Origin of the sequence: Pseudochrobactrum albidum, assembly GCF_051851455.1 — a bacterium.
In the GTDB taxonomy this organism is placed as follows: Bacteria; Pseudomonadota; Alphaproteobacteria; order Rhizobiales; family Rhizobiaceae; genus Pseudochrobactrum.
In genome coordinates this window covers 134061-151953 of the sequence record NZ_JBPVTR010000021.1, presented here as the reverse complement: position 1 = coordinate 151953, position 17893 = coordinate 134061, and the positions used below count along the sequence as shown (strand labels likewise).

15 protein-coding genes are annotated in these 17893 nt (G+C 52.5%); 7 read left to right on the top strand and 8 right to left on the bottom strand.

All coding sequences use genetic code 11. The annotated features are described in order from the left end of the window. Positions 1–43: 43 nt before the first annotated feature. The gene (rnr, locus tag ACSTTO_RS06480; RefSeq protein WP_439272493.1) at positions 44–2359 is read right to left on the bottom strand and encodes a ribonuclease R; all 2316 of its coding nucleotides are present in this window, start codon (positions 2357–2359) and stop codon (positions 44–46) included. A 291-nt stretch (positions 2360–2650) separates the two neighbouring features. After that, positions 2651–5269 (bottom strand): type I DNA topoisomerase, encoded by a 2619-nt coding sequence (topA, locus tag ACSTTO_RS06475; RefSeq protein ID WP_439272343.1) that lies wholly within the window; start codon positions 5267–5269, stop codon positions 2651–2653. A 287-nt stretch (positions 5270–5556) separates the two neighbouring features. On the opposite strand from topA, the gene ACSTTO_RS06470 reads away from it, so the two are divergent. Further along, entirely contained in the window at positions 5557–5736 is a 180-nt protein-coding gene (locus tag ACSTTO_RS06470) for a hypothetical protein (RefSeq protein ID WP_439272342.1), read from the top strand. Between the two features lie 7 nt (positions 5737–5743). Here ACSTTO_RS06470 and dprA read toward each other — a convergent pair whose 3' ends face one another. The 4 genes from dprA to ACSTTO_RS06450 form a co-directional block, all read right to left on the bottom strand. Continuing rightward, the gene (gene dprA, locus ACSTTO_RS06465; protein WP_439272341.1) at positions 5744–6973 is read right to left on the bottom strand and encodes a DNA-processing protein DprA; all 1230 of its coding nucleotides are present in this window, start codon (positions 6971–6973) and stop codon (positions 5744–5746) included. Next, positions 6974–7585, bottom strand: coding sequence for a glycerol-3-phosphate 1-O-acyltransferase PlsY (gene plsY / locus ACSTTO_RS06460; RefSeq protein WP_439272340.1), 612 nt, complete (start codon positions 7583–7585; stop codon positions 6974–6976). 84 nt (positions 7586–7669) lie between these two features. Further along, positions 7670–8953 (bottom strand): dihydroorotase, encoded by a 1284-nt coding sequence (locus tag ACSTTO_RS06455; protein WP_439272338.1) that lies wholly within the window; start codon positions 8951–8953, stop codon positions 7670–7672. A 4-nt stretch (positions 8954–8957) separates the two neighbouring features. Further along, a complete protein-coding gene (locus ACSTTO_RS06450) occupies positions 8958–9932 on the bottom strand; it encodes an aspartate carbamoyltransferase catalytic subunit (protein ID WP_439272336.1) in 975 nt (324 codons plus the stop codon). A 259-nt stretch (positions 9933–10191) separates the two neighbouring features. Here ACSTTO_RS06450 and ACSTTO_RS06445 point away from each other — a divergent pair, with 259 nt between their 5' ends. Further along, a complete protein-coding gene (locus tag ACSTTO_RS06445; protein WP_439272335.1) occupies positions 10192–11934 on the top strand; it encodes an acyl-CoA dehydrogenase family protein in 1743 nt (580 codons plus the stop codon). A gap of 82 nt (positions 11935–12016) precedes the next feature. On the opposite strand, the gene ruvX is transcribed toward ACSTTO_RS06445, so the two are convergent. Further along, positions 12017–12496, bottom strand: coding sequence for a Holliday junction resolvase RuvX (gene ruvX / locus ACSTTO_RS06440; RefSeq protein WP_439272333.1), 480 nt, complete (start codon positions 12494–12496; stop codon positions 12017–12019). A 203-nt stretch (positions 12497–12699) separates the two neighbouring features. Between ruvX and ACSTTO_RS06435 the strand changes: the two genes are divergently transcribed. Continuing rightward, entirely contained in the window at positions 12700–13413 is a 714-nt protein-coding gene (locus ACSTTO_RS06435) for a metal-dependent hydrolase (RefSeq protein ID WP_439272332.1), read from the top strand. Between the two features lie 82 nt (positions 13414–13495). Here ACSTTO_RS06435 and ACSTTO_RS06430 read toward each other — a convergent pair whose 3' ends face one another. Continuing rightward, complete coding sequence (locus ACSTTO_RS06430; RefSeq protein WP_439272330.1) at positions 13496–13732, bottom strand: hypothetical protein; 237 nt, start codon at positions 13730–13732, stop codon at positions 13496–13498. Between the two features lie 331 nt (positions 13733–14063). On the opposite strand from ACSTTO_RS06430, the gene gatC reads away from it, so the two are divergent. From gatC to ACSTTO_RS06410, 4 genes are all read left to right on the top strand, one after another. Continuing rightward, a complete protein-coding gene (gene gatC, locus ACSTTO_RS06425) occupies positions 14064–14351 on the top strand; it encodes an Asp-tRNA(Asn)/Glu-tRNA(Gln) amidotransferase subunit GatC (RefSeq protein WP_439272328.1) in 288 nt (95 codons plus the stop codon). A 115-nt stretch (positions 14352–14466) separates the two neighbouring features. Continuing rightward, positions 14467–15948: an Asp-tRNA(Asn)/Glu-tRNA(Gln) amidotransferase subunit GatA gene (gatA, locus tag ACSTTO_RS06420; RefSeq protein WP_439272327.1), complete on the top strand. Its 1482-nt coding sequence runs from the start codon at positions 14467–14469 to the stop codon at positions 15946–15948. 6 nt (positions 15949–15954) lie between these two features. After that, the gene (locus ACSTTO_RS06415; RefSeq protein WP_439272326.1) at positions 15955–16428 is read left to right on the top strand and encodes a GNAT family N-acetyltransferase; all 474 of its coding nucleotides are present in this window, start codon (positions 15955–15957) and stop codon (positions 16426–16428) included. A 62-nt stretch (positions 16429–16490) separates the two neighbouring features. After that, a complete protein-coding gene (locus tag ACSTTO_RS06410; RefSeq protein ID WP_439272324.1) occupies positions 16491–17756 on the top strand; it encodes a Y-family DNA polymerase in 1266 nt (421 codons plus the stop codon). Positions 17757–17893 lie beyond the last annotated feature (137 nt).

Sequence of the window (17893 nt, the reverse complement as noted above, 5' to 3'; positions counted from 1 at the left end):
GCGCTTATTGTGATGCGCTTTTGTGAAACAAAAAGGCTTGCTGTTATCTTCTCCTTGCGCCGCCAATGCGGGGTTTTCCGACCCTGCGGCTGAATTTGGCGGTTTTGTGATGCGATTGCAAGGAAGCAGGCAGCAAACGCGGTTCAGTCAGCATTTCAAAACGCAACGCTCCGGCTACAGGCTGTGCCTCAACCAGCCTTACCTCCACACTGTCACCAAGGCGATAGCCTTTGCCTGAACGTTCACCGGAAACCGAATGGGCGGCCTCATCATAGTGATAATATTCCCGCCCCAGAGTTGAAATGGGAATAAAGCCATCGGCGCCATATGTCGCAAGGGTAACAAACAGGCCGGCTTTGGTGACACCCTGAATCCGCCCGTGAAATTCATTGCCCACCTGTTCGGCCAGATAATGAGCAATCAGGCGGTCAATGGTTTCACGCTCGGCCAGCATGGCGCGGCGCTCGGTCTGGGAGATGTTCAGGGCGATTGCCGGCAATTGGGCGATCTCATCATTGCTCAGCCCGTCCGGCCCCAAATTGAGCGCGCGGATTAATGCGCGATGTACGATAAGATCGGCATAACGGCGGATTGGCGAGGTGAAATGTGCATAATTGCGCAAATTGAGCCCGAAATGGCCGATATTCTCGGTGCTGTATTCTGCCTGACTTTGTGAGCGCAACACAACCTGATTGACCAGCTCCTCATGATCTGTGCCCTTTACCCGCGAGAGAATGGCATTGAACTGGCTCGGGCGCAGCTGGGCACCGCGGGCAAGGCTGATCTCCAGTGTTTTGAGAAAATCGCGCAAAGCTTCCTGTTTTGTTAAGGACGGCAGATCATGGATGCGGTAAATCAGCGGCTGGTTTCTGGCTTCCAGTGTTTCTGCAGCGGCAACATTGGCCTGGATCATAAATTCTTCAATGAGTTTATGCGCATCCAGCCGTTCCGGCACAATCACTTTGAGAACCTGCCCCTGATCATCAAGGATCAGTTTTTTCTCCGGCAGATCAAGGTCGAGCGGGGCGCGTTTATCGCGTGCTTTTCTCAGCGCCGCGTAAGCCTGCCAGAGCGGTTTGAGGCTGCTGTCAATAATGGGGGAGGTTTTCGCGTCCAAAGCGCCGTCAATGGCAGCCTGCGCCTGCGCATAGGCAAGGCGGGCAACCGAGCGCATCATAATACGGTGAAAACTGTGTGAACGTTTGCGCCCGTCTGCGCCGATAACAATGCGCACCGCCATGGCAGGCCGATCCACACCTTCCCGAAGCGAGCAAAGATCATTGGATATGCGCTCTGGCAGCATCGGCACCACACGATCGGGAAAATAAACCGAATTGCCCCGTTTCTGCGCTTCATGATCAAGGGCAGAGCCGTGGGAAACATAAAAGCTCACATCGGCAATGGCGACAATAATGATATAGCCGCCGGGATTGTCAGGATCGGTATCAGCTTCGGCAAAAACCGCATCATCATAATCTTTGGCATCTTGCGGGTCGATGGTAACCAGCGGCAATGCGCGCCAGTCCTCACGGTGGCGCATTGTGGCAGGTTTGGCATTTTCTGCCTGTTCAATAGCTTTTTCCGGAAAAATATGCGGAATTTCATATTCATGAATGGCTATCATTGACAGGGCTTTTTCACTGCCGATGGAGCCGATAACCTGCTCAACTTTGCCGCGCGCCAAACCAAAACGGCTTTTTTGATGCGGAATAACCTCCACCAGATCACCGGGTTCCGCGCCGTTGAGATGAGCGGCATCAATACAAATCTCATCCTGTTTGCGATTGACCGGCTCCAGCCGGTATTCACCGCTTTGCAGCTGGCGCACCACGCCAAGAACCGCATTATTGTGCTTTTCCAGCTTTTTGATCACGCGGCCGGTATAGGGCGCGGCAGTTTTATCAGCACCGGCAAAAATCTTTGCCATGATCTGATCTCCCACGCCAACTGCCGGGCCTTTATCCTTATGGGTGCGGCGTAGCAGGATCAGCGGGGCAGGGGTGGCGCCGTTCCATTCTATCGGGCGGGCAATCAGGCCGCCATCGCTATCACGGCCGGTAATGGTAAGCGCTGCAATCGGCGGCAGGCTGTCCGGACGCGCCAATCTTTTGGCGCGCTTTTCCACCAAACCATCATCAGCCAGCTCACGCAGAATATCTTTCAGATAAATGCGGGCATCACCTTTGAGGTTGAATGCCTTGGCAATATCACGTTTGGCAGCACGATCAGGGTTTTCAGTAATAAATGTGAGAATATCCTCCTTGGTCGGAAGATAGCTCTGTGGCAGCGGCTTTACCTTGGATTTGCCGGAAAGTGCTTTGTTGTTTTTCTCACCCTTCCGGTTTTTCAATTTTTCCATGCCGCTCATGAGGGCGGCGGAAGGGTTTATTCTGCGAGCCAATCCGGTGATCCTTGATATTTATTTTCAATAAGTCCTGAAAACTCTTTAAAGCATTTCGCTGTTAAAGGGAAACATTTGCTGTGCAAATTGCAGCCTATCCCGAAACTGTGAACTTTATATAAGTGCAAAAAGCAGCAGGCTGAAATATGCCCAGCCCATTGCGTTCGCACATGCAATAAGCAAAAACAGCTATAAAAAAGGCGCTATATTGCTATAGCGCCCTTTAAATCCCTGAAGCCTGCAGCTAGTTTATTCTTCGCTTTCTGCCTTTTTGCTTTTGGCAGATGTTTTGCTTTTGGCAGTTTTCTTTTCTGTTGTTGTTTTGGCTGCCGCTTTTTTAGGTGCTGCCTTTTTGCTGGTTTTCTTGGAAGAGGCTTTGGCGCTGATCAGCTCAAGAGCCTCTTCCATTGTTACTGTTGCCGGATCCTTGCCCTTTGGCAATGTGGCATTGATTTTGCCCCAATTAACATAAGGGCCGTAGCGCCCGTCACGCACAGTGATTGCACCGCCATCGGGGTGATCGCCAAGTGTAGCAAGGGCAGCGGGGGTGGCGCGGCTGCGCCCGCCTTTGGCAGCTTTTTCTGCCAGCACAGTCACAGCGCGGTTGATACCGATGGTAAACACATCCTCAATACTATCCACATTGGCAAAAGCACCGTCATGAGCAACATAGGGGCCATAGCGGCCAAGGCTTGCGGTAATCATTTTGCCGGTTTCCGGATGAGTGCCCACTTCACGCGGCAGGTTGATCAGCTGCAGCGCTTTTTCCAGATCAAGCTCGCTCAGGCTCCAGCCTTTCGGCAGGCTGGAACGTTTGGCTTCCTTACCTTCGCCGCGCTGAATATAAGGGCCAAAGCGGCCGGTACGGGCGGTAATATCCTCACCCGTAACAGGGTCTTGCCCAAGCACGCGCGGCTCATCGGAGGCTTGCGTCTCGCTTTCACCTTCACCGCCCAGCTGACGGGTGAATTTGCATTCCGGATAATTGGAGCAACCGACAAAAGCACCATATTTGCCAAGTTTCAGCGACAGGCTGCCGGTGCCGCAGGTCGGGCAGATGCGCGGATCCGTTCCGTCACCACGATCAGGAAAAACGAGGGCGGAAAGCTGCTCATTCAGCGCATCCAGCACATTGGTAACGCGCAGTTCCTTTGTGCTATCCACATTGCCGGTAAAATCTGTCCAGAATTCACGCAGCACATCTTTCCAGGCCAGCTTGCCGTCAGAGATCAGGTCAAGCTTTTCTTCCAGCTCCGCTGTGAAATCATATTCCACCAAGCGTTCAAAAAAGCTTTCAAGAAAAGCGGTTACCAGACGGCCTTTGGCCTGCGGTATGAGCTTGCGCTTGTCAATTGTCACATAATCACGGTCGCTCAGGGTTTTGAGTGTTGCCGCATAGGTTGAGGGGCGGCCGATGCCAAGTTCTTCCATGCGCTTGATCAGCGCAGCTTCTGAATAACGTGCCGGCGGCTCGGTCGAGTGCTGTGTGGCATCAATTTTTTCTTGCCTGAGTGCCTCACCGGCATTGATCTGCGGCAGGCGTGCACTGTCCTCGTCTTCCTCTTCATCCTCACGGTGATCTGTATAGGCTGCAAGAAAACCGTTGAAGCGGATAACCGAGCCATTGGCGCGCAAAAGTGCCGAGCGCGAACCGTTGCGCGCTTCAATATCAACCGCTGTGCGCTCAATATCGGCAGGCTGCATCTGGCTGGCAATGGCGCGTTTCCAGATCAGTTCATAAAGCTTTGCCTGATCATCATCGAGATATTTGCGCACATCCCTGGGGTGACGGCTGAAATCGGTCGGGCGTACGGCCTCATGCGCCTCCTGAGCGTTTTTAGCTTTGGTGGAATAATAGCGCGGTTTTTCCGGCACATAATTATCGCCAAAAGTCTGGCCGATTGCCTTGCGCGCGGCTGAAATTGCCTCAGGCGCCATTTGCACGCCATCGGTACGCATATAGGTGATAAGACCGGTGGTTTCTCCGCCCAGATCAACACCTTCATAAAGGCGCTGCGCCACCTGCATGGTGCGCGATGCAGAAAAACCAAGCTGGCCGCTGGCTGCCTGCTGCAAGGTGGAGGTGGTGAAAGGCGGCCCCGGATTACGCTTGGTCGGTTTGGCATCAACACTGATTACATTGAAGGCCGCGCCCTCCAGCATGGTGCGGATGGCCGTTGCCTGTTCTGCATTTTTAATATCGAGCTTGCCAAGTTTTTTGCCGTCCAGAGCAGTCAGCCGCGCGGTGAAATGATCATTGCGCGGTGTCTGGAGCAGGGCGGCAATATTCCAGTATTCCTCGCGGATAAAACGTTCAATCTCGGTCTCGCGGTCGCAAACAAGGCGCAGCGCCACAGATTGCACACGGCCAGCCGAGCGGGAACCCGGCAATTTGCGCCACAAAACCGGTGACAGTGTAAAGCCCACCAGATAATCCAGCGCGCGGCGTGCCAGATAGGCATCCACCAATGGCACATCAATCTCACGCGGATTAGCCATAGCCTCCAGCACCGCATTTTTGGTGATGGCGTTAAATACCACGCGTTTGACTGGTTTGGAGCCGAGCACTTTTTTAGCGCGCAACACATCCAGCACATGCCAGGAAATGGCTTCCCCCTCGCGATCAGGGTCAGTTGCCAGAATCAGTTCGTCACTTTCCTTAACTGCCTTGGCAATCTCGGACAGGCGCTTGGAAGAGGCGCTGTCCACTTCCCAGCTCATGGCAAAATCTTCATCCGGGCGCACAGAGCCATCTTTTGCCGGCAAATCACGCACATGACCAAAAGAGGCCAGAACTTTGTAATCTGCCCCTAAATATTTATTGATTGTCTTGGCCTTGGCAGGCGATTCAACGATTACAACATTCATAGTGCGGATCCAGATCAAGATTCACAGCCGGTTTTACCCGGATTAAGCCGGCTTTGCAGGAGATATGCAGACAGCCGGCAGATATTTGTCATTCAAATGAACAGCCAAAACTGATTGGTCAAGTGCCGGAGGCTGTTTTTTCCTTAAAACAACGACAGGTTGACATTATTTTCAATAGCACCTTAGGTTGATTTTGTATTTTATTGGCAGGATCTCCTGATGCAAGCCTGCCGTGGATTGGCACCTTATTTAACTCATTATTTTATTAATTACCCGAAGGCAGGCTCATGAAGGAAGACAAAGAAAAATCCTATCATGAAATCATGAAGGTTCATGATAAATTGCTGGAATTGCGTCATATTGCTCAAAAAAATAATTACCCGATGCTGGCATATTTTATAGAAATGGCATGGGTGGAGGCTTCTGATATTTTGCGCAACCAATCCGGCCATACATCACGCAATTAAACCGGCTTTAATCCGGCCAGCGGGCGGGATTGCAATTATGCGACAAGGCAACAAGCCCGTTATCACTGCGTTGCAATTGGCCGGCCAGATCCAGTTCCAGCAATGCCAGATGCACGGCAGAAGCACTAAGGCCGGTATGCCGGATCAGCATATCTGTGCTCACCGGTGTGTGGCTCAATGCTGCGCGGATACGCACAGCATGACTTTCATCATGGCCGGTACCGGTTGCTGCACTGCCACTGTTTTCCCCGGTTATGGCGGCGCGTTGTGCCAGAATTTGCGCCGGATCCCGATCAAACAATGTTTGCGCCGTAACAGGCCTGTGCCCGGGGGGCGGGGCTGGCAGCATCGGGGTTATGGTATCAATTATATCTTGCGCCTGCGTGAGCATGATCGCGCCGTTTTTGAGCAGGGAATTGGTGCCGTTTGCCCGTGGATCAAGCGGTGATCCCGGAACGGCAAAAACCAGCCTGCCCATTTCTGCTGCCAGTCTGGCGCTGATCAGCGAACCGGAGCGTTGCGCAGCCTCAATAACGGCAAGGCCCAGTGACAGGCCGGCAATGATGCGGTTACGGCGGGGAAAATCCTGTGCCCGCGGTGCCCAGCCTATTGGCATTTCAGTGATAATAATGCCGCCATTTTCGGCAATTTCATCCAGCATCGGCACATTTTCCGGCGGGTAAGGGCGGTTCAGACCGCCGGCCAGCACCGCAATTGTACCTGTTTTAATGCTTGCGCGGTGTGCTGCCGCATCAATACCACGGGCAAAGCCTGAAACGATTGCAAAACCCGCCTGCGCCAGATCGCGTGTTAATTGTGTGGTGAAAGCGCAGGCGGTGGCAGAAGCATTGCGCGCACCGACAATGGCTACAGGCGGCTTGCTGAACAGCGCAGTATTGCCTTTTATCGTTACCAGCGGCGGCGGATTGGGCATTTGCCGCAGATAGCGCGGATAATCCCGCTCGCCCACGGCGATCAGCCTCGCGCCTGCGCGCTCAATTGCCTCCATCTCCTGTTCGGCTTCTTGCTGGCTATGGATACGCAGCGGGCGTTTGACGGTGGAGCGTACCAGTTGCGGCAGGCGCTCCAGTGCGGCAGAGGCGCTGCCGCAATAGGCTATCAGTTCTCTAAAACTGGCAGGCCCCACATTATCGCTGCGGATTAGCCGCAGCCAGTTCAGCCTTTGCTGATCGGAGAGCTGAATTCCCTGTAATTGTGAACCCGCCTCCTTATTCATTTATTTTGCCCCGATCTTGCTTTCTGTGCCGCTGAGCAGCCGCTCAATATTCTCGCGGTGTTTGATAAAAACAATCACAGTGAGAATGGCAAACAGCAATGCGGTTTTTGTCTGCCCCAGATAAAGGATAGAAACCGGCGCCAGAATACTGGCAACAAGCGCGGAAAGCGAGGAATAGCGGGTAAGAAGCGCGCAGATAATCCACCCCGCGGCAAAGACCAGTGCCCCCGGCCATGCCAGCCCCAGCAAAATGCCAAGATAGGTGGCAACACCCTTGCCGCCTTTAAAACCAAGCCAGACCGGAAATAAATGACCAAGAAAGGCGCCGGTTCCGGCTGCAAGAGCATAATCACGGCCGAAATAAGCTGCAATCAGCACGGCAAATGTGCCCTTGAGCATATCGCAGAGCAGGGTTGCCGCGGCAATTTTTTTATTTCCGGTGCGCAGCACATTGGTGGCGCCGATATTGCCCGAGCCAATGGAGCGCACATCGCCAAGGCCGGCCATGCGCGTTAAAAGCAGGCCAAAGGGGACAGAACCAAGCAGATAGCCAAAAATCAGTGTCGCAAAAATGCCTGCCGCGCTGCCGGTTATAATCAGTGGTTCAAGCATAGAATCCCCTTAAAACAATCTGCCTTGATAAAAGACATCAGAAATTAGGCACAAAATCCGCCTCAAAACAATATTATTCCGGATTTATAATGCAAAGACAGTCTTGCCGCCCACCACGGTGCGGATTGCGCGACCTTGAAATTTTGCATCCTCAAAAGCACTGTTTTTTGAACGGGAACGCAATTCTTCAGCCCTGACAATCCATGGCTCATAAAGATCGACCACGGTAAAATCAGCCTTGGCACCGGCCTGCAATGTGCCTGCTTCCAGCCCGTAGAGGCGGGCAGGCGCTGTGGAGAGCACCTCAACCAGACGCATCAGGCTTAAATAATCATTATGATAGAGGCGCAATGCTGCACCAAGCAGGGTCTCAAGGCCGATTGCACCGGCCTCGGCATCAGCAAAAGGCAGGCGCTTGGTGTCCACATCCTGCGGGTTATGAGCAGAAACAATCACATCCACAGTGCCGTTGCGCACGGCCTCAATCATTGCCAGCCGGTCATCTTCATTGCGCAGCGGCGGCGAGAGGCGGAAGAAAGTGCGATATTCGCCAATATCATTTTCATTGAGCGAAAGATGGTTGATTGAAACAGCCGCACTGACACGGGTGCCCTGATCTTTGGCGCGGCGCAAGGCCTGTACGGACATATCGCAGGAGATCTGCGCGGCGTGATAATTGCCGCCGGTCATGGCAGCCAGCCGCAAATCCCGCTCCAGCGGAATAACCTCTGCCTCACGCGGGCTGCCGGACAGACCGAGCCAGCTGGCATAAAGCCCGCTATTCATGGCACCCGTGCCCAGATAAGGGTCGATCGTTTCATGGGCGATCATGGCGCCAAAATCTTTTGCATAGGTCAGCGCACGGCGCAGCAACAGCGTATTGGCAAGCGATTTGCGCCCCTCGGTAAAGGCAACGGCGCCGGCCTCCCGCAGGAGCCCCATCTCAGTCATTTCCTGCCCTTGCAGTCCACGGGTAACGGCCGCGGCAGGATGCACATTGACAATGGCCGTATCACGCGCTGTCCGCTTGACAAATTCCACCAGTGCCACATTGTCAATCACCGGATCGGTATCCGGCATCATGATCATTGAAGTTACACCGCCTGCGGCAGCTGCCTGACTTGCGGATGCAATTGTCTCGCGGTGTTCTGCGCCCGGCTCGCCGATAAAGACACGGCTGTCAACAAGCCCCGGCATGAGTACATGACCGCCAAGATCAATAATCTCGGCACCTTCAGGTGTGCCCTGATTATTGGCATCGGCACCGCTAGCAAGAATAATGCCATCTGCAACAATCAGCGTGCCGTTTTCATCAAGATTGCGGGACGGATCAATGATGCGGGCATTGGTGTAAACTGTGGTGCTCATGGGTTTACGCTCCGAGGCCGTTGAAGTTTTCAGGTTTTCGTCGCGGATCAAGCAGGGCTTCCATCACGGCCATGCGCACGGCAACGCCCATTTCCACCTGATTCTGGATCACGCTTTGCGGGCCGTCTGCAATATCCGAGGCAATTTCAACACCGCGGTTCATTGGCCCCGGATGCATTACCAAAGCATCCGGTCCGGCAAATTTCAATTTTTCCTTATCAAGGCCGTAAAAGTGGAAATATTCACGCACGGACGGCACAAAAGAGCCGCTCATGCGCTCGCGCTGCAGGCGCAGCATCATCACCACATCAGCATCTTTCAGGCCGTCTTTCATGGAGGTGAACACTTCCGCGCCCATATCTTCAATACCGGATGGCAGCAGGGTGGAGGGGGCAATCACCCGCACCCGCGCGCCCAGTGCATTGAGCAGCAAAATATTGGAACGCGCCACGCGCGAATGCAGCACATCGCCGCAAATGGCTACGATCAGGCCGCCTATTTTGCCTTTGGCGCGGCGGATTGTCAGCGCATCAAGCAGCGCCTGTGTCGGATGTTCATGGGCGCCGTCACCGGCATTGACCACCGAGCAGCCAACTTTTTGTGCCAGCAATGCCGCAGCGCCGGCTGAAGCATGGCGGATGACCAGAATATCCGGCTGCATGGCATTGAGGGTCATTGCCGTATCAATCAGTGTTTCACCCTTTTTGACCGAGGATGTGCTGACAGACATATTCATCACATCTGCGCCAAGGCGCTTGCCTGCCAGCTCAAAGGAAGATTGCGTGCGGGTGGAATTTTCAAAAAACAGATTGATCTGTGTGCGACCGCTTAAAACAGATTTCTTTTTTTCCGGCTGGCGGGATACAGCCACTTCACTGTCTGCCAGATCAAGCAGGGTGGTAATATCGAGAGGAGAAAGCCCTTTAATCCCGAGCAAATGGCGGTGGGGAAAGAGAGGCGCGGGAGATTGTTCTGTCATCACAGCTATTCCCAGTTTGTTTTCAGAGAAACTTGTCAGCGGCCTTATATATGCTTTTGCACTTTTGTCGAATAAACACTGCACCGCTTTGCGCAAAAAAGCACATTATTGAGAGGATATTTATAATTTGGCCGCAAAGAATATCCTTGCGCGATGATCAGGATTCGCAAAAATCATGTATAAACCAGAAATGGCGGCTTAAATCGCCGGAGCATATCCGGTAAATAAACCGGCTCAGTTCTTTAAAATTGGATGGGATATGTCGGCTAAAACACCCGCAGATGTTTCTGAAGTCACCAATCAGGTTCCGTTGCGCATCAATTATGCGCCGGATTCGCTGCCATATTCTGTTGCCAGAAATCTGGCAGGCCGGCCCGCACCGCAATATAATGCCTATTTAAGTGATCCGTTGCTTTTGCAATGTGCGGCACGTTTTTCCGAGAGCCTGCAAAAAGAGCTCGAACAAACCGGCCGCTTTGTGCTTTCCGGCGATGCACAGGAAATGGCGCGGCTTGCCAATTCTGAAATACCGCGCCTGCAAACCCATGACCGGCAGGGGCACAGGATTGATCAGGTGGAATATCATCCGGCCTATCATGCGTTGATGCGCCGTTCGGTTGCCCATGGCCTGCATTCCTCTATCTGGGAAAACAGCCCGCAGCAATCACCCGAAGCCAGCCGCCGGCATCAGGTGCGCGCAATACGTTTTTATCTGACGGCGCAACTGGAATGCGGCCATCTGTGTCCGCTGACCATGACCAGTGCCTCGCTGGCTGTGCTGATGACATCGCCTGCGCTTTATAATGAATGGGCGCCGCGTATTCTCACCCGTAAATATGACCCTTCCCACAAGCCGCCGGTCAGAAAGGCCGGCCTCACGCTTGGCATGGGCATGACAGAAAAACAGGGCGGCACGGATGTGCGCGCCAATACAACCCGTGCGGATCATGCGGGCAATGATGTGTATCGTCTCAACGGGCATAAATGGTTTATGTCCGCGCCGATGTCTGATGCATTTATGGTGCTGGCGCAGGTCAATGGCAGGGAAAATAGCGATAATAAATCGGGCTTGTCCTGTTTTTTGGTGCCGCGTCTGTTGCCTGATGGCAGCGGGAATGGTTTCCGCTTTCAGCGGTTGAAAGACAAGCTCGGCAATCGTTCCAATGCCTCTTCCGAGGTGGAGTTTGAAAATGCGCTTGGCCAGATGGTTGGCGAGCCGGGGCAGGGTGTTAAGACCATTATTGATATGGTAACACTCACCCGCCTTGATTGTGCCGTGGCTTCAAGCGGGTTGATGCGTGCCGGCTTGAGCGAAGCGGTGCACCATGCCCGCCACCGCCATGTGGGTGGTGTGCCACTGATCAGCCAGCCGCTGATGAGCCGTGTGCTGGCAGATATGGCACTGGATGTGGCTGCGGCAACGGCCTTGTCGCTGCGCCTTGCCCGCGCCTTTGATATGGCGGCCAATGACCGGACAGAGGCTGCTTTTGCCCGCGTTATGACACCTGTGGTTAAATATTGGGTGGCAAAAATTGCACCGGCACTGCTCTATGAGGCGATGGAATGCCTTGGCGGTAATGGCTATGTTGAGGAAGGATTGCTGGCGCGGCTTTATCGTGAGGCGCCGGTCAATGCGATCTGGGAAGGTTCCGGCAATGTGATGGCGCTGGATATTGTGCGTGTTTTGCATCGTGCACCGCGCCTGTTTGATGATGTGCTGGAATGGATCGGCACCCAGCTTGGCCGCCGCGGCCAGGGCACGGTGGATGTGTTGCGCGCTGCCATGCAGGTGACCATGACAGATGAGGGCGCATCACGCCTGCTGACAGAGCAAATGGCGCTGGCTGCCAGCGCCGCCTGCCTGAAGGAGCTTGGCGCAGATCATATTGCCGATGCTTTTATTGAAACACGGCTTGGCGGCCAGTGGCGCACTACCTATGGCATGATTGATGCCCGCCATGATGCGCAGGGCATTATTAATGCGCTTTATCCGCAGGAATGATCAGGGCAGCAACAGTTCTGCCCGTTATCATGCTGTTTTGCGCAAAATGCGCATTATATATTTATTTTGCGCAAAATGCTCATTATATACTTATTTTGCGCAAAATGCGCAGGCGGTCGAGCGCGCCTTGAAGGATAAATGCGGCAGCCGCGGAATCAATGCGCTGCGCACGTTTGGCGCGGGAAACATCCATGCCGATCAGCGCCCGTTCGGCGGCAACGGTTGAAAGCCGCTCATCCCAGTAGATAAACGGAAGATCGGTCAGCTTTTCCATATTGCGCACAAATGCACGGGTAGCCTGAACACGCGGGCCATGGCTGCCGTCCATATTCACCGGCAGGCCAATCACTATGGCGGAGATATTCTCTTTGGCCAGCAATTCCAGCAATTCTTGTGCATCCTGTGTAAATTTACGCCGCTTCAGTACAGGGCGCGGATGGGCAAAGGATAATCCGTAATCCGACACGGCAATGCCGATGGTTTTGGTTCCCAGATCAAGACCGGCAATAAGCTGGCCATCAGCCGGTTTTGCAGCAAGCTCCTCAATTGTTGATACTGTCATGGTTTATTTTCCGGTTTGTTATATCTGGTGATTGGCTATTGTTGCATGCCGCACTAAAATAATAGCCTGCAGGGCGGGGTTTGGCTGTAAAATGCTCTCACTTTTTATTGAGCTGCCTGATGATATGTCGTGTATATCTTGCAATCATTGTGCGCTGCGTCATATCTGTGGCTATATCAACAGGAAGCGATAAAGGGAATATCATGAAAATAACCTGGCTTGGCCATTCTGCTTTTCGTATTGAAATCCGGCAGGCAACAATCCTGATTGATCCTTTTATCAGCCAGAGCCCGACCGGCTCGGCACTGGATTTTGCTGAGGCAATCAAAGATGTGACACATATTGCACTCACGCATGGCCATAGTGACCATGTAGGCGACACAATACGCATTGCCAAAACAACCGGCGCAACGGTGATTGCCAATGCCGATCTTGCCGGCTGGCTTGCACATCAGGGTGTGGAAAAGGTGGATCCCGGCAATACCGGTGGCACAGTGTTTCATGACGGGTTTTCGGTTACATTCGTCAATGCGCTGCACTCTTCTGCCACGTTAACAGAAGACGGGGTTTCCCATTCTCTGGGTAATCCCAATGGCTTGGTCTTTCATTTTAATGATGATGACGAGCCGGTTTTGTATCATATGGGGGATACAGATATTTTTTCGGATATGGCGCTGATCAATGAGCTGCATATTCCGGAAGTTGCGCTGGTGCCGGTTGGTGATCGCTTTACCATGGGCGGCGCCATTGCGGCTTTGGCCTGCCAGCGTTATTTTCCGCAGCTGAAACTTGCCATTCCCTGCCATTACGGCACATTTGGCTTGCTGGATCAAACAGCGGATGATTTTGTGCGCGGTATGGAAAAAACAAATACAGAGGTCAAAGTGCCTGAAATAGGCGGCAGCCTGGTAATTTAGACAGGCTGCACCTGAACGCTGTTTAAGATGCAAAATGATTAAATTTATTTTGCATCTTAAGTTTTTCTGTTTTGGTAAAATATTACAAACAAAGAAACAGATAATCGACGAAATGTTTTTTATTTTCAAAAGTCGATGCATATTCAGCGCGTTTTTGTGTGGTACTGCATATTCTTTGCGCTTCTGCGTAGTCTTGCGGACGCGGGCTTGTGCCGGCAAAGGCTTTGGGTACGCTTATTTTAATTGATGCGCCATTATATTCTGTAATTACAGGGCGGGGAGCAGCACAACCACCTGACGCAAGCAGGACAATTGTCATCAGGGCTCGATAAATCATTAAAAAATTCCTGATTATTAAAAATTTTTAAATTCATTATGTGGGGTAGCCTGCGTATTTTCTCTTGTAAATCCCAATTTTTTTGCCGTGTATTTGTAAACGTGTATTTGTAAATCAGTCAGGCGTAATAAGGTTTGGCCTTTGCTGTTTTTTCAGGTTTAAATTCAATGCCAATATTGCACTTGAGCGGGTGCGGGGTTATAGCCGGTTTAAGGAAAAATTATCGCGGCCAGAAATGGCTATGCATTATGGTTTATATCATGGTTTGCATGTGCAGCCTGTCTGCCGCGGTTCGCATTAATCGGAGAGCGACATGTCCGTCGATTTAGCTACAGTTAAACGCGTTGCGCATCTTGCGCGTATCGCGGTTACTGAGGAACAGGCCGAGAAAATGACCGGCGAACTCAATGTTATTCTGGGGTTTGTGCAATCACTTGACAGCGTGAATGTGGATGGTGTGGAGCCGATGACCTCAGTTATTCCGACTGCAATGCGCTTGCGTGAGGATAAGGTGTCCGACGGTAATATTGCTGCGGAAATTGTTGCCAATGCGCCTGTCTCTGAAGAAAACTTCTTTATGGTGCCCAAAGTTATTGAATAAGCTACCGATCAGTTTTTTGCCTGCCACTTTTGAAAAGAGAGTTTTCTCCCGGTTTTAAACACCGGTTTTATCAGTGGCGGGCTTGCCCTGAAAAGCCCGAACAGGATTTTATATAATGACAGATTTAACCGCACTCACCATTGCCGAGGCGCGTGACAAGCTGAAGGCCAAAACCTTTACCGCGAGCGAATTGACAGAAGCCTATCTGAGCGCAATTGACAGCGCCAATGGTGAAATCAACGCCTATGTCAGCGTAACTCATGATAAAGCGCGGGCAATGGCCAAGGCATCGGATGAGCGCCTTGCAAAAGGCGAGGCCGGCGCGCTGGAAGGTATCCCGCTTGGGGTGAAAGATCTGTTTGCCACCAAGGGCGACCATACACAGGCCTGTTCGCATATTCTTGATGGTTTCAAGCCGGAATATGAATCAACCGTCACCGCCAATCTCTGGGCAGACGGGGCGGTTATGCTGGGCAAGCTGAATATGGATGAGTTTGCCATGGGCTCCTCCAATGAAACATCTTATTACGGCCCTGTTGTCAGCCCGTGGCGCGCCAATAATTCGGATGACAAGCTGGTCCCCGGCGGTTCTTCCGGCGGTTCTGCTGCCGCAGTTGCCGCGCGCCTTTGTGCCGGCGCAACTGCCACCGATACCGGCGGCTCCATCCGCCAGCCGGCGGCTTTTACCGGCACTGTGGGCATCAAGCCGACTTATGGCCGTGTCTCCCGCTGGGGTACGATTGCCTTTGCATCCTCGCTTGATCAGGCAGGGCCGATTGCCCGCGATGTGCGCGACAGCGCCATTTTGCTCAAATCCATGGCTTCTGTTGATCTGAAGGATACAACCTCTGTGGATTTGCCGGTGCCGGATTATGAAGCTGCGCTTGGCAAATCTGTTAAGGGTATGAAAATCGGTATCCCGCGTGAATATCGCGTGGCAGGCATGCCGGAAGAAATTGAAAAATTATGGGCGCAGGGCGTGCAGTGGCTGAAAGATGCCGGTGCGGAAATTGTTGATATTTCGTTGCCGCATACAGAGCAGGCACTGGCTGTTTATTACATTGTTGCGCCGGCTGAGGCATCATCCAATCTGGCGCGTTATGATGGCGTGCGCTATGGTTTGCGGGTGCCGGGCAAAGATATTGTTGAAATGTATGAAAACACCCGCGCCAAAGGTTTCGGCGCGGAAGTGAAGCGCCGCATCATGATCGGCACTTATGTGTTGTCTGCCGGTTATTACGATGCCTATTATGTCAAGGCGCAGAAAATTCGCACCCTGATCAAAAAAGATTTTGAGGATGTGTTTGCTGCCGGCGTTGATGCAATCCTGACACCGGCAACACCATCAGCAGCTTTTAAGCTGGGTGATAAGGAACTGGCAGCTGATCCGGTGAAAATGTATCTCAATGATATTTTTACCGTTACTGTGAATATGGCCGGTTTGCCGGGCATTTCGGTTCCTGCCGGTCTGTCTGAAAATGGTCTGCCGCTCGGCCTGCAGCTGATTGGCCGCCCGTTTGAGGAAGAGGTGCTGTTTCAGGCCGCTCATGTGATTGAGCAGGCAGCCGGACATTTTGCACCAAAACGCTGGTGGTAAAATCCTGTGCGGCTCCGGCAGGCCGTTGATGCTGATTGCGCGGTGATTGCCCGCATCGGCGCTGATGCCTGGAGCTCTTATATTTTTACATATGAAACAGAAAAGCCGGGGCAGCGCAAACGCGTTGAACTGGCTTTTCTGCAATTTGCGCAGGCGTGTCCGGCGCAAATTCTGGTCGCGGAGCAGGGTGGCAGAATATGCGGCTGGGGCGCGCGCGACACTAACCAGAATTATATTTCCGATATCTGGGTTGATCCCGCTCATCACGGGCAGGGAATTGGCACAATGCTGGTTGATGCGCTGCTGGCACAAATTGTCATGCTTGGTTTTAATACGGCTGAAATTGGCACGCATGCACGTAATCTTCCGGCGATAAGGCTTTATGAAAAATGCGGCTTTTATATTGTGCAGCATTTTGATGAATGGTCGGACAGCCTGTTGCGGATTGTGGAAAAAGTGAAAATGCAGGTGAAATTGTAATTTCACTTGCATAACCATTCCAATGTTCCTATTTTGTTCTGCAATTATTGCGGAGCAAAACCATGCGTAAACCAGATTTGCCGGAGCGGCTCTATCTTGATTTTGACAGTTTTTTTGCCAGCGCCGAGCAGCAGATGCATCCGGAGCTGCAAGGCCGGCCTGTTGGTATTGTGCCCCATAACAGTGAATTTACCTCGCTGATTGCTGCCAGCAAGGAGGCAAAAATACTGGGGCTGAAAACCGGCACATCAGTGCGTGAGGCGCGGCAACGCTGCCCTGATATGGTGATTATTGAGGCGCGGCCGGATCAATATGTAAAATTGCATCATAAGATACTGGATGTGATTGATACGGTGCTGCCGATTGGTAATGTGCGCTCGATTGATGAACTGGTCTGTCGTTTGCTGCCTTCAGAGGCGCGGCAGGCAGAAGCTTTGGGGCAGGCGATCAAACAAAGATTGCGGGAAAAAATTGGCCCGGCTCTGACCTGTTCGATCGGCATTGCCCCCAATGAATTGCTGGCCAAGATCGCTGCGGAGATTGAAAAGCCGGATGGTTTGGTGATTGTGCGTCCGGAAGATATTCCGCATCGGTTTTTGCAATTGCAATTGCAATTGCGTGATTTGCCGGGCATTGCCGCCGGTGTTGAGGCGCGGCTGCATCGCTGCGGTATCACAATGGTTGAACAGCTTTGGCAAATCAGCCCGAAGCAGGGGCGTGCTGTCTGGGGCAGTGTTGAGGGAGAGCGGTTTATTGCCAGCCTGCACGGCTATGCGGTAGAAAAACAGGAAACACAGCGCCGCATGTTCGGCCATGGCCGCGTTTTACCGCGCGACTGGCGGCAACCGGATAAAATTCTGCAATGTGCACGTCTTTTATGTATGAGTGCCGCGCGGCGCCTGCGCAAGGAGCATTATCGCGCCGGAGCGCTTGTTTATGGCTGGCGGGTCAAAGGGCATGATGCTGTTTCTGTAGAAGGGGTATTTCCGCCCTCGCGCGATGATCATTGTTTTCTTTCCTGTCTCGCGCAGTTGCATCGCAGATTGCTGCTGCATAGGGAATTTCGCGCAATTGATTTCCGGCGCGTTAAAAATGTGCATATTTATCTGCATAATCTTACCGGCGAAGTGGTGGAGAGCCATGATCTGTTTGATGAGCCGCAGCAAATACAATGCCGGCAACGCTGGGAACAGGTATCGGATACGCTTGATCATGTGCGCAGACAATTTGGCGCAAATGCACTGAGCCTTGGCCCTTCTCTTGCGCCGGGGGCTTATATTGGCGGCAAAATTGCTTTTGGCCGCATCCCTGATCCGGATGATTATTGAACAGCCGCGGGCAGGATAAAAGCACTTTCAGTTTTTTTATAAAAACACTGAAGTGCTCTCAGTTTCACATATTATGTGTTTTATATGGTTTGTATATTTTGCGCGCAAAGCCTATGCGCGCAAAATTGCTTTGCATC

Excerpts from the sequence above, each read along its gene's own strand:
- rnr (WP_439272493.1), bottom strand. The coding sequence starts at position 2,359 with ATGGAAAAATTGAAAAACCGGAAGGGTGAGAAAAACAACAAAGCACTT.
- topA (WP_439272343.1), bottom strand. The coding sequence starts at position 5,269 with ATGAATGTTGTAATCGTTGAATCGCCTGCCAAGGCCAAGACAATCAAT.
- ACSTTO_RS06470 (WP_439272342.1), top strand. The coding sequence starts at position 5,557 with ATGAAGGAAGACAAAGAAAAATCCTATCATGAAATCATGAAGGTTCAT.
- dprA (WP_439272341.1), bottom strand. The coding sequence starts at position 6,973 with ATGAATAAGGAGGCGGGTTCACAATTACAGGGAATTCAGCTCTCCGAT.
- plsY (WP_439272340.1), bottom strand. The coding sequence starts at position 7,585 with ATGCTTGAACCACTGATTATAACCGGCAGCGCGGCAGGCATTTTTGCG.
- ACSTTO_RS06455 (WP_439272338.1), bottom strand. The coding sequence starts at position 8,953 with ATGAGCACCACAGTTTACACCAATGCCCGCATCATTGATCCGTCCCGC.
- ACSTTO_RS06450 (WP_439272336.1), bottom strand. The coding sequence starts at position 9,932 with ATGACAGAACAATCTCCCGCGCCTCTCTTTCCCCACCGCCATTTGCTC.
- ACSTTO_RS06445 (WP_439272335.1), top strand. The coding sequence starts at position 10,192 with ATGTCGGCTAAAACACCCGCAGATGTTTCTGAAGTCACCAATCAGGTT.
- ruvX (WP_439272333.1), bottom strand. The coding sequence starts at position 12,496 with ATGACAGTATCAACAATTGAGGAGCTTGCTGCAAAACCGGCTGATGGC.
- ACSTTO_RS06435 (WP_439272332.1), top strand. The coding sequence starts at position 12,700 with ATGAAAATAACCTGGCTTGGCCATTCTGCTTTTCGTATTGAAATCCGG.
- ACSTTO_RS06430 (WP_439272330.1), bottom strand. The coding sequence starts at position 13,732 with ATGACAATTGTCCTGCTTGCGTCAGGTGGTTGTGCTGCTCCCCGCCCT.
- gatC (WP_439272328.1), top strand. The coding sequence starts at position 14,064 with ATGTCCGTCGATTTAGCTACAGTTAAACGCGTTGCGCATCTTGCGCGT.
- gatA (WP_439272327.1), top strand. The coding sequence starts at position 14,467 with ATGACAGATTTAACCGCACTCACCATTGCCGAGGCGCGTGACAAGCTG.
- ACSTTO_RS06410 (WP_439272324.1), top strand. The coding sequence starts at position 16,491 with ATGCGTAAACCAGATTTGCCGGAGCGGCTCTATCTTGATTTTGACAGT.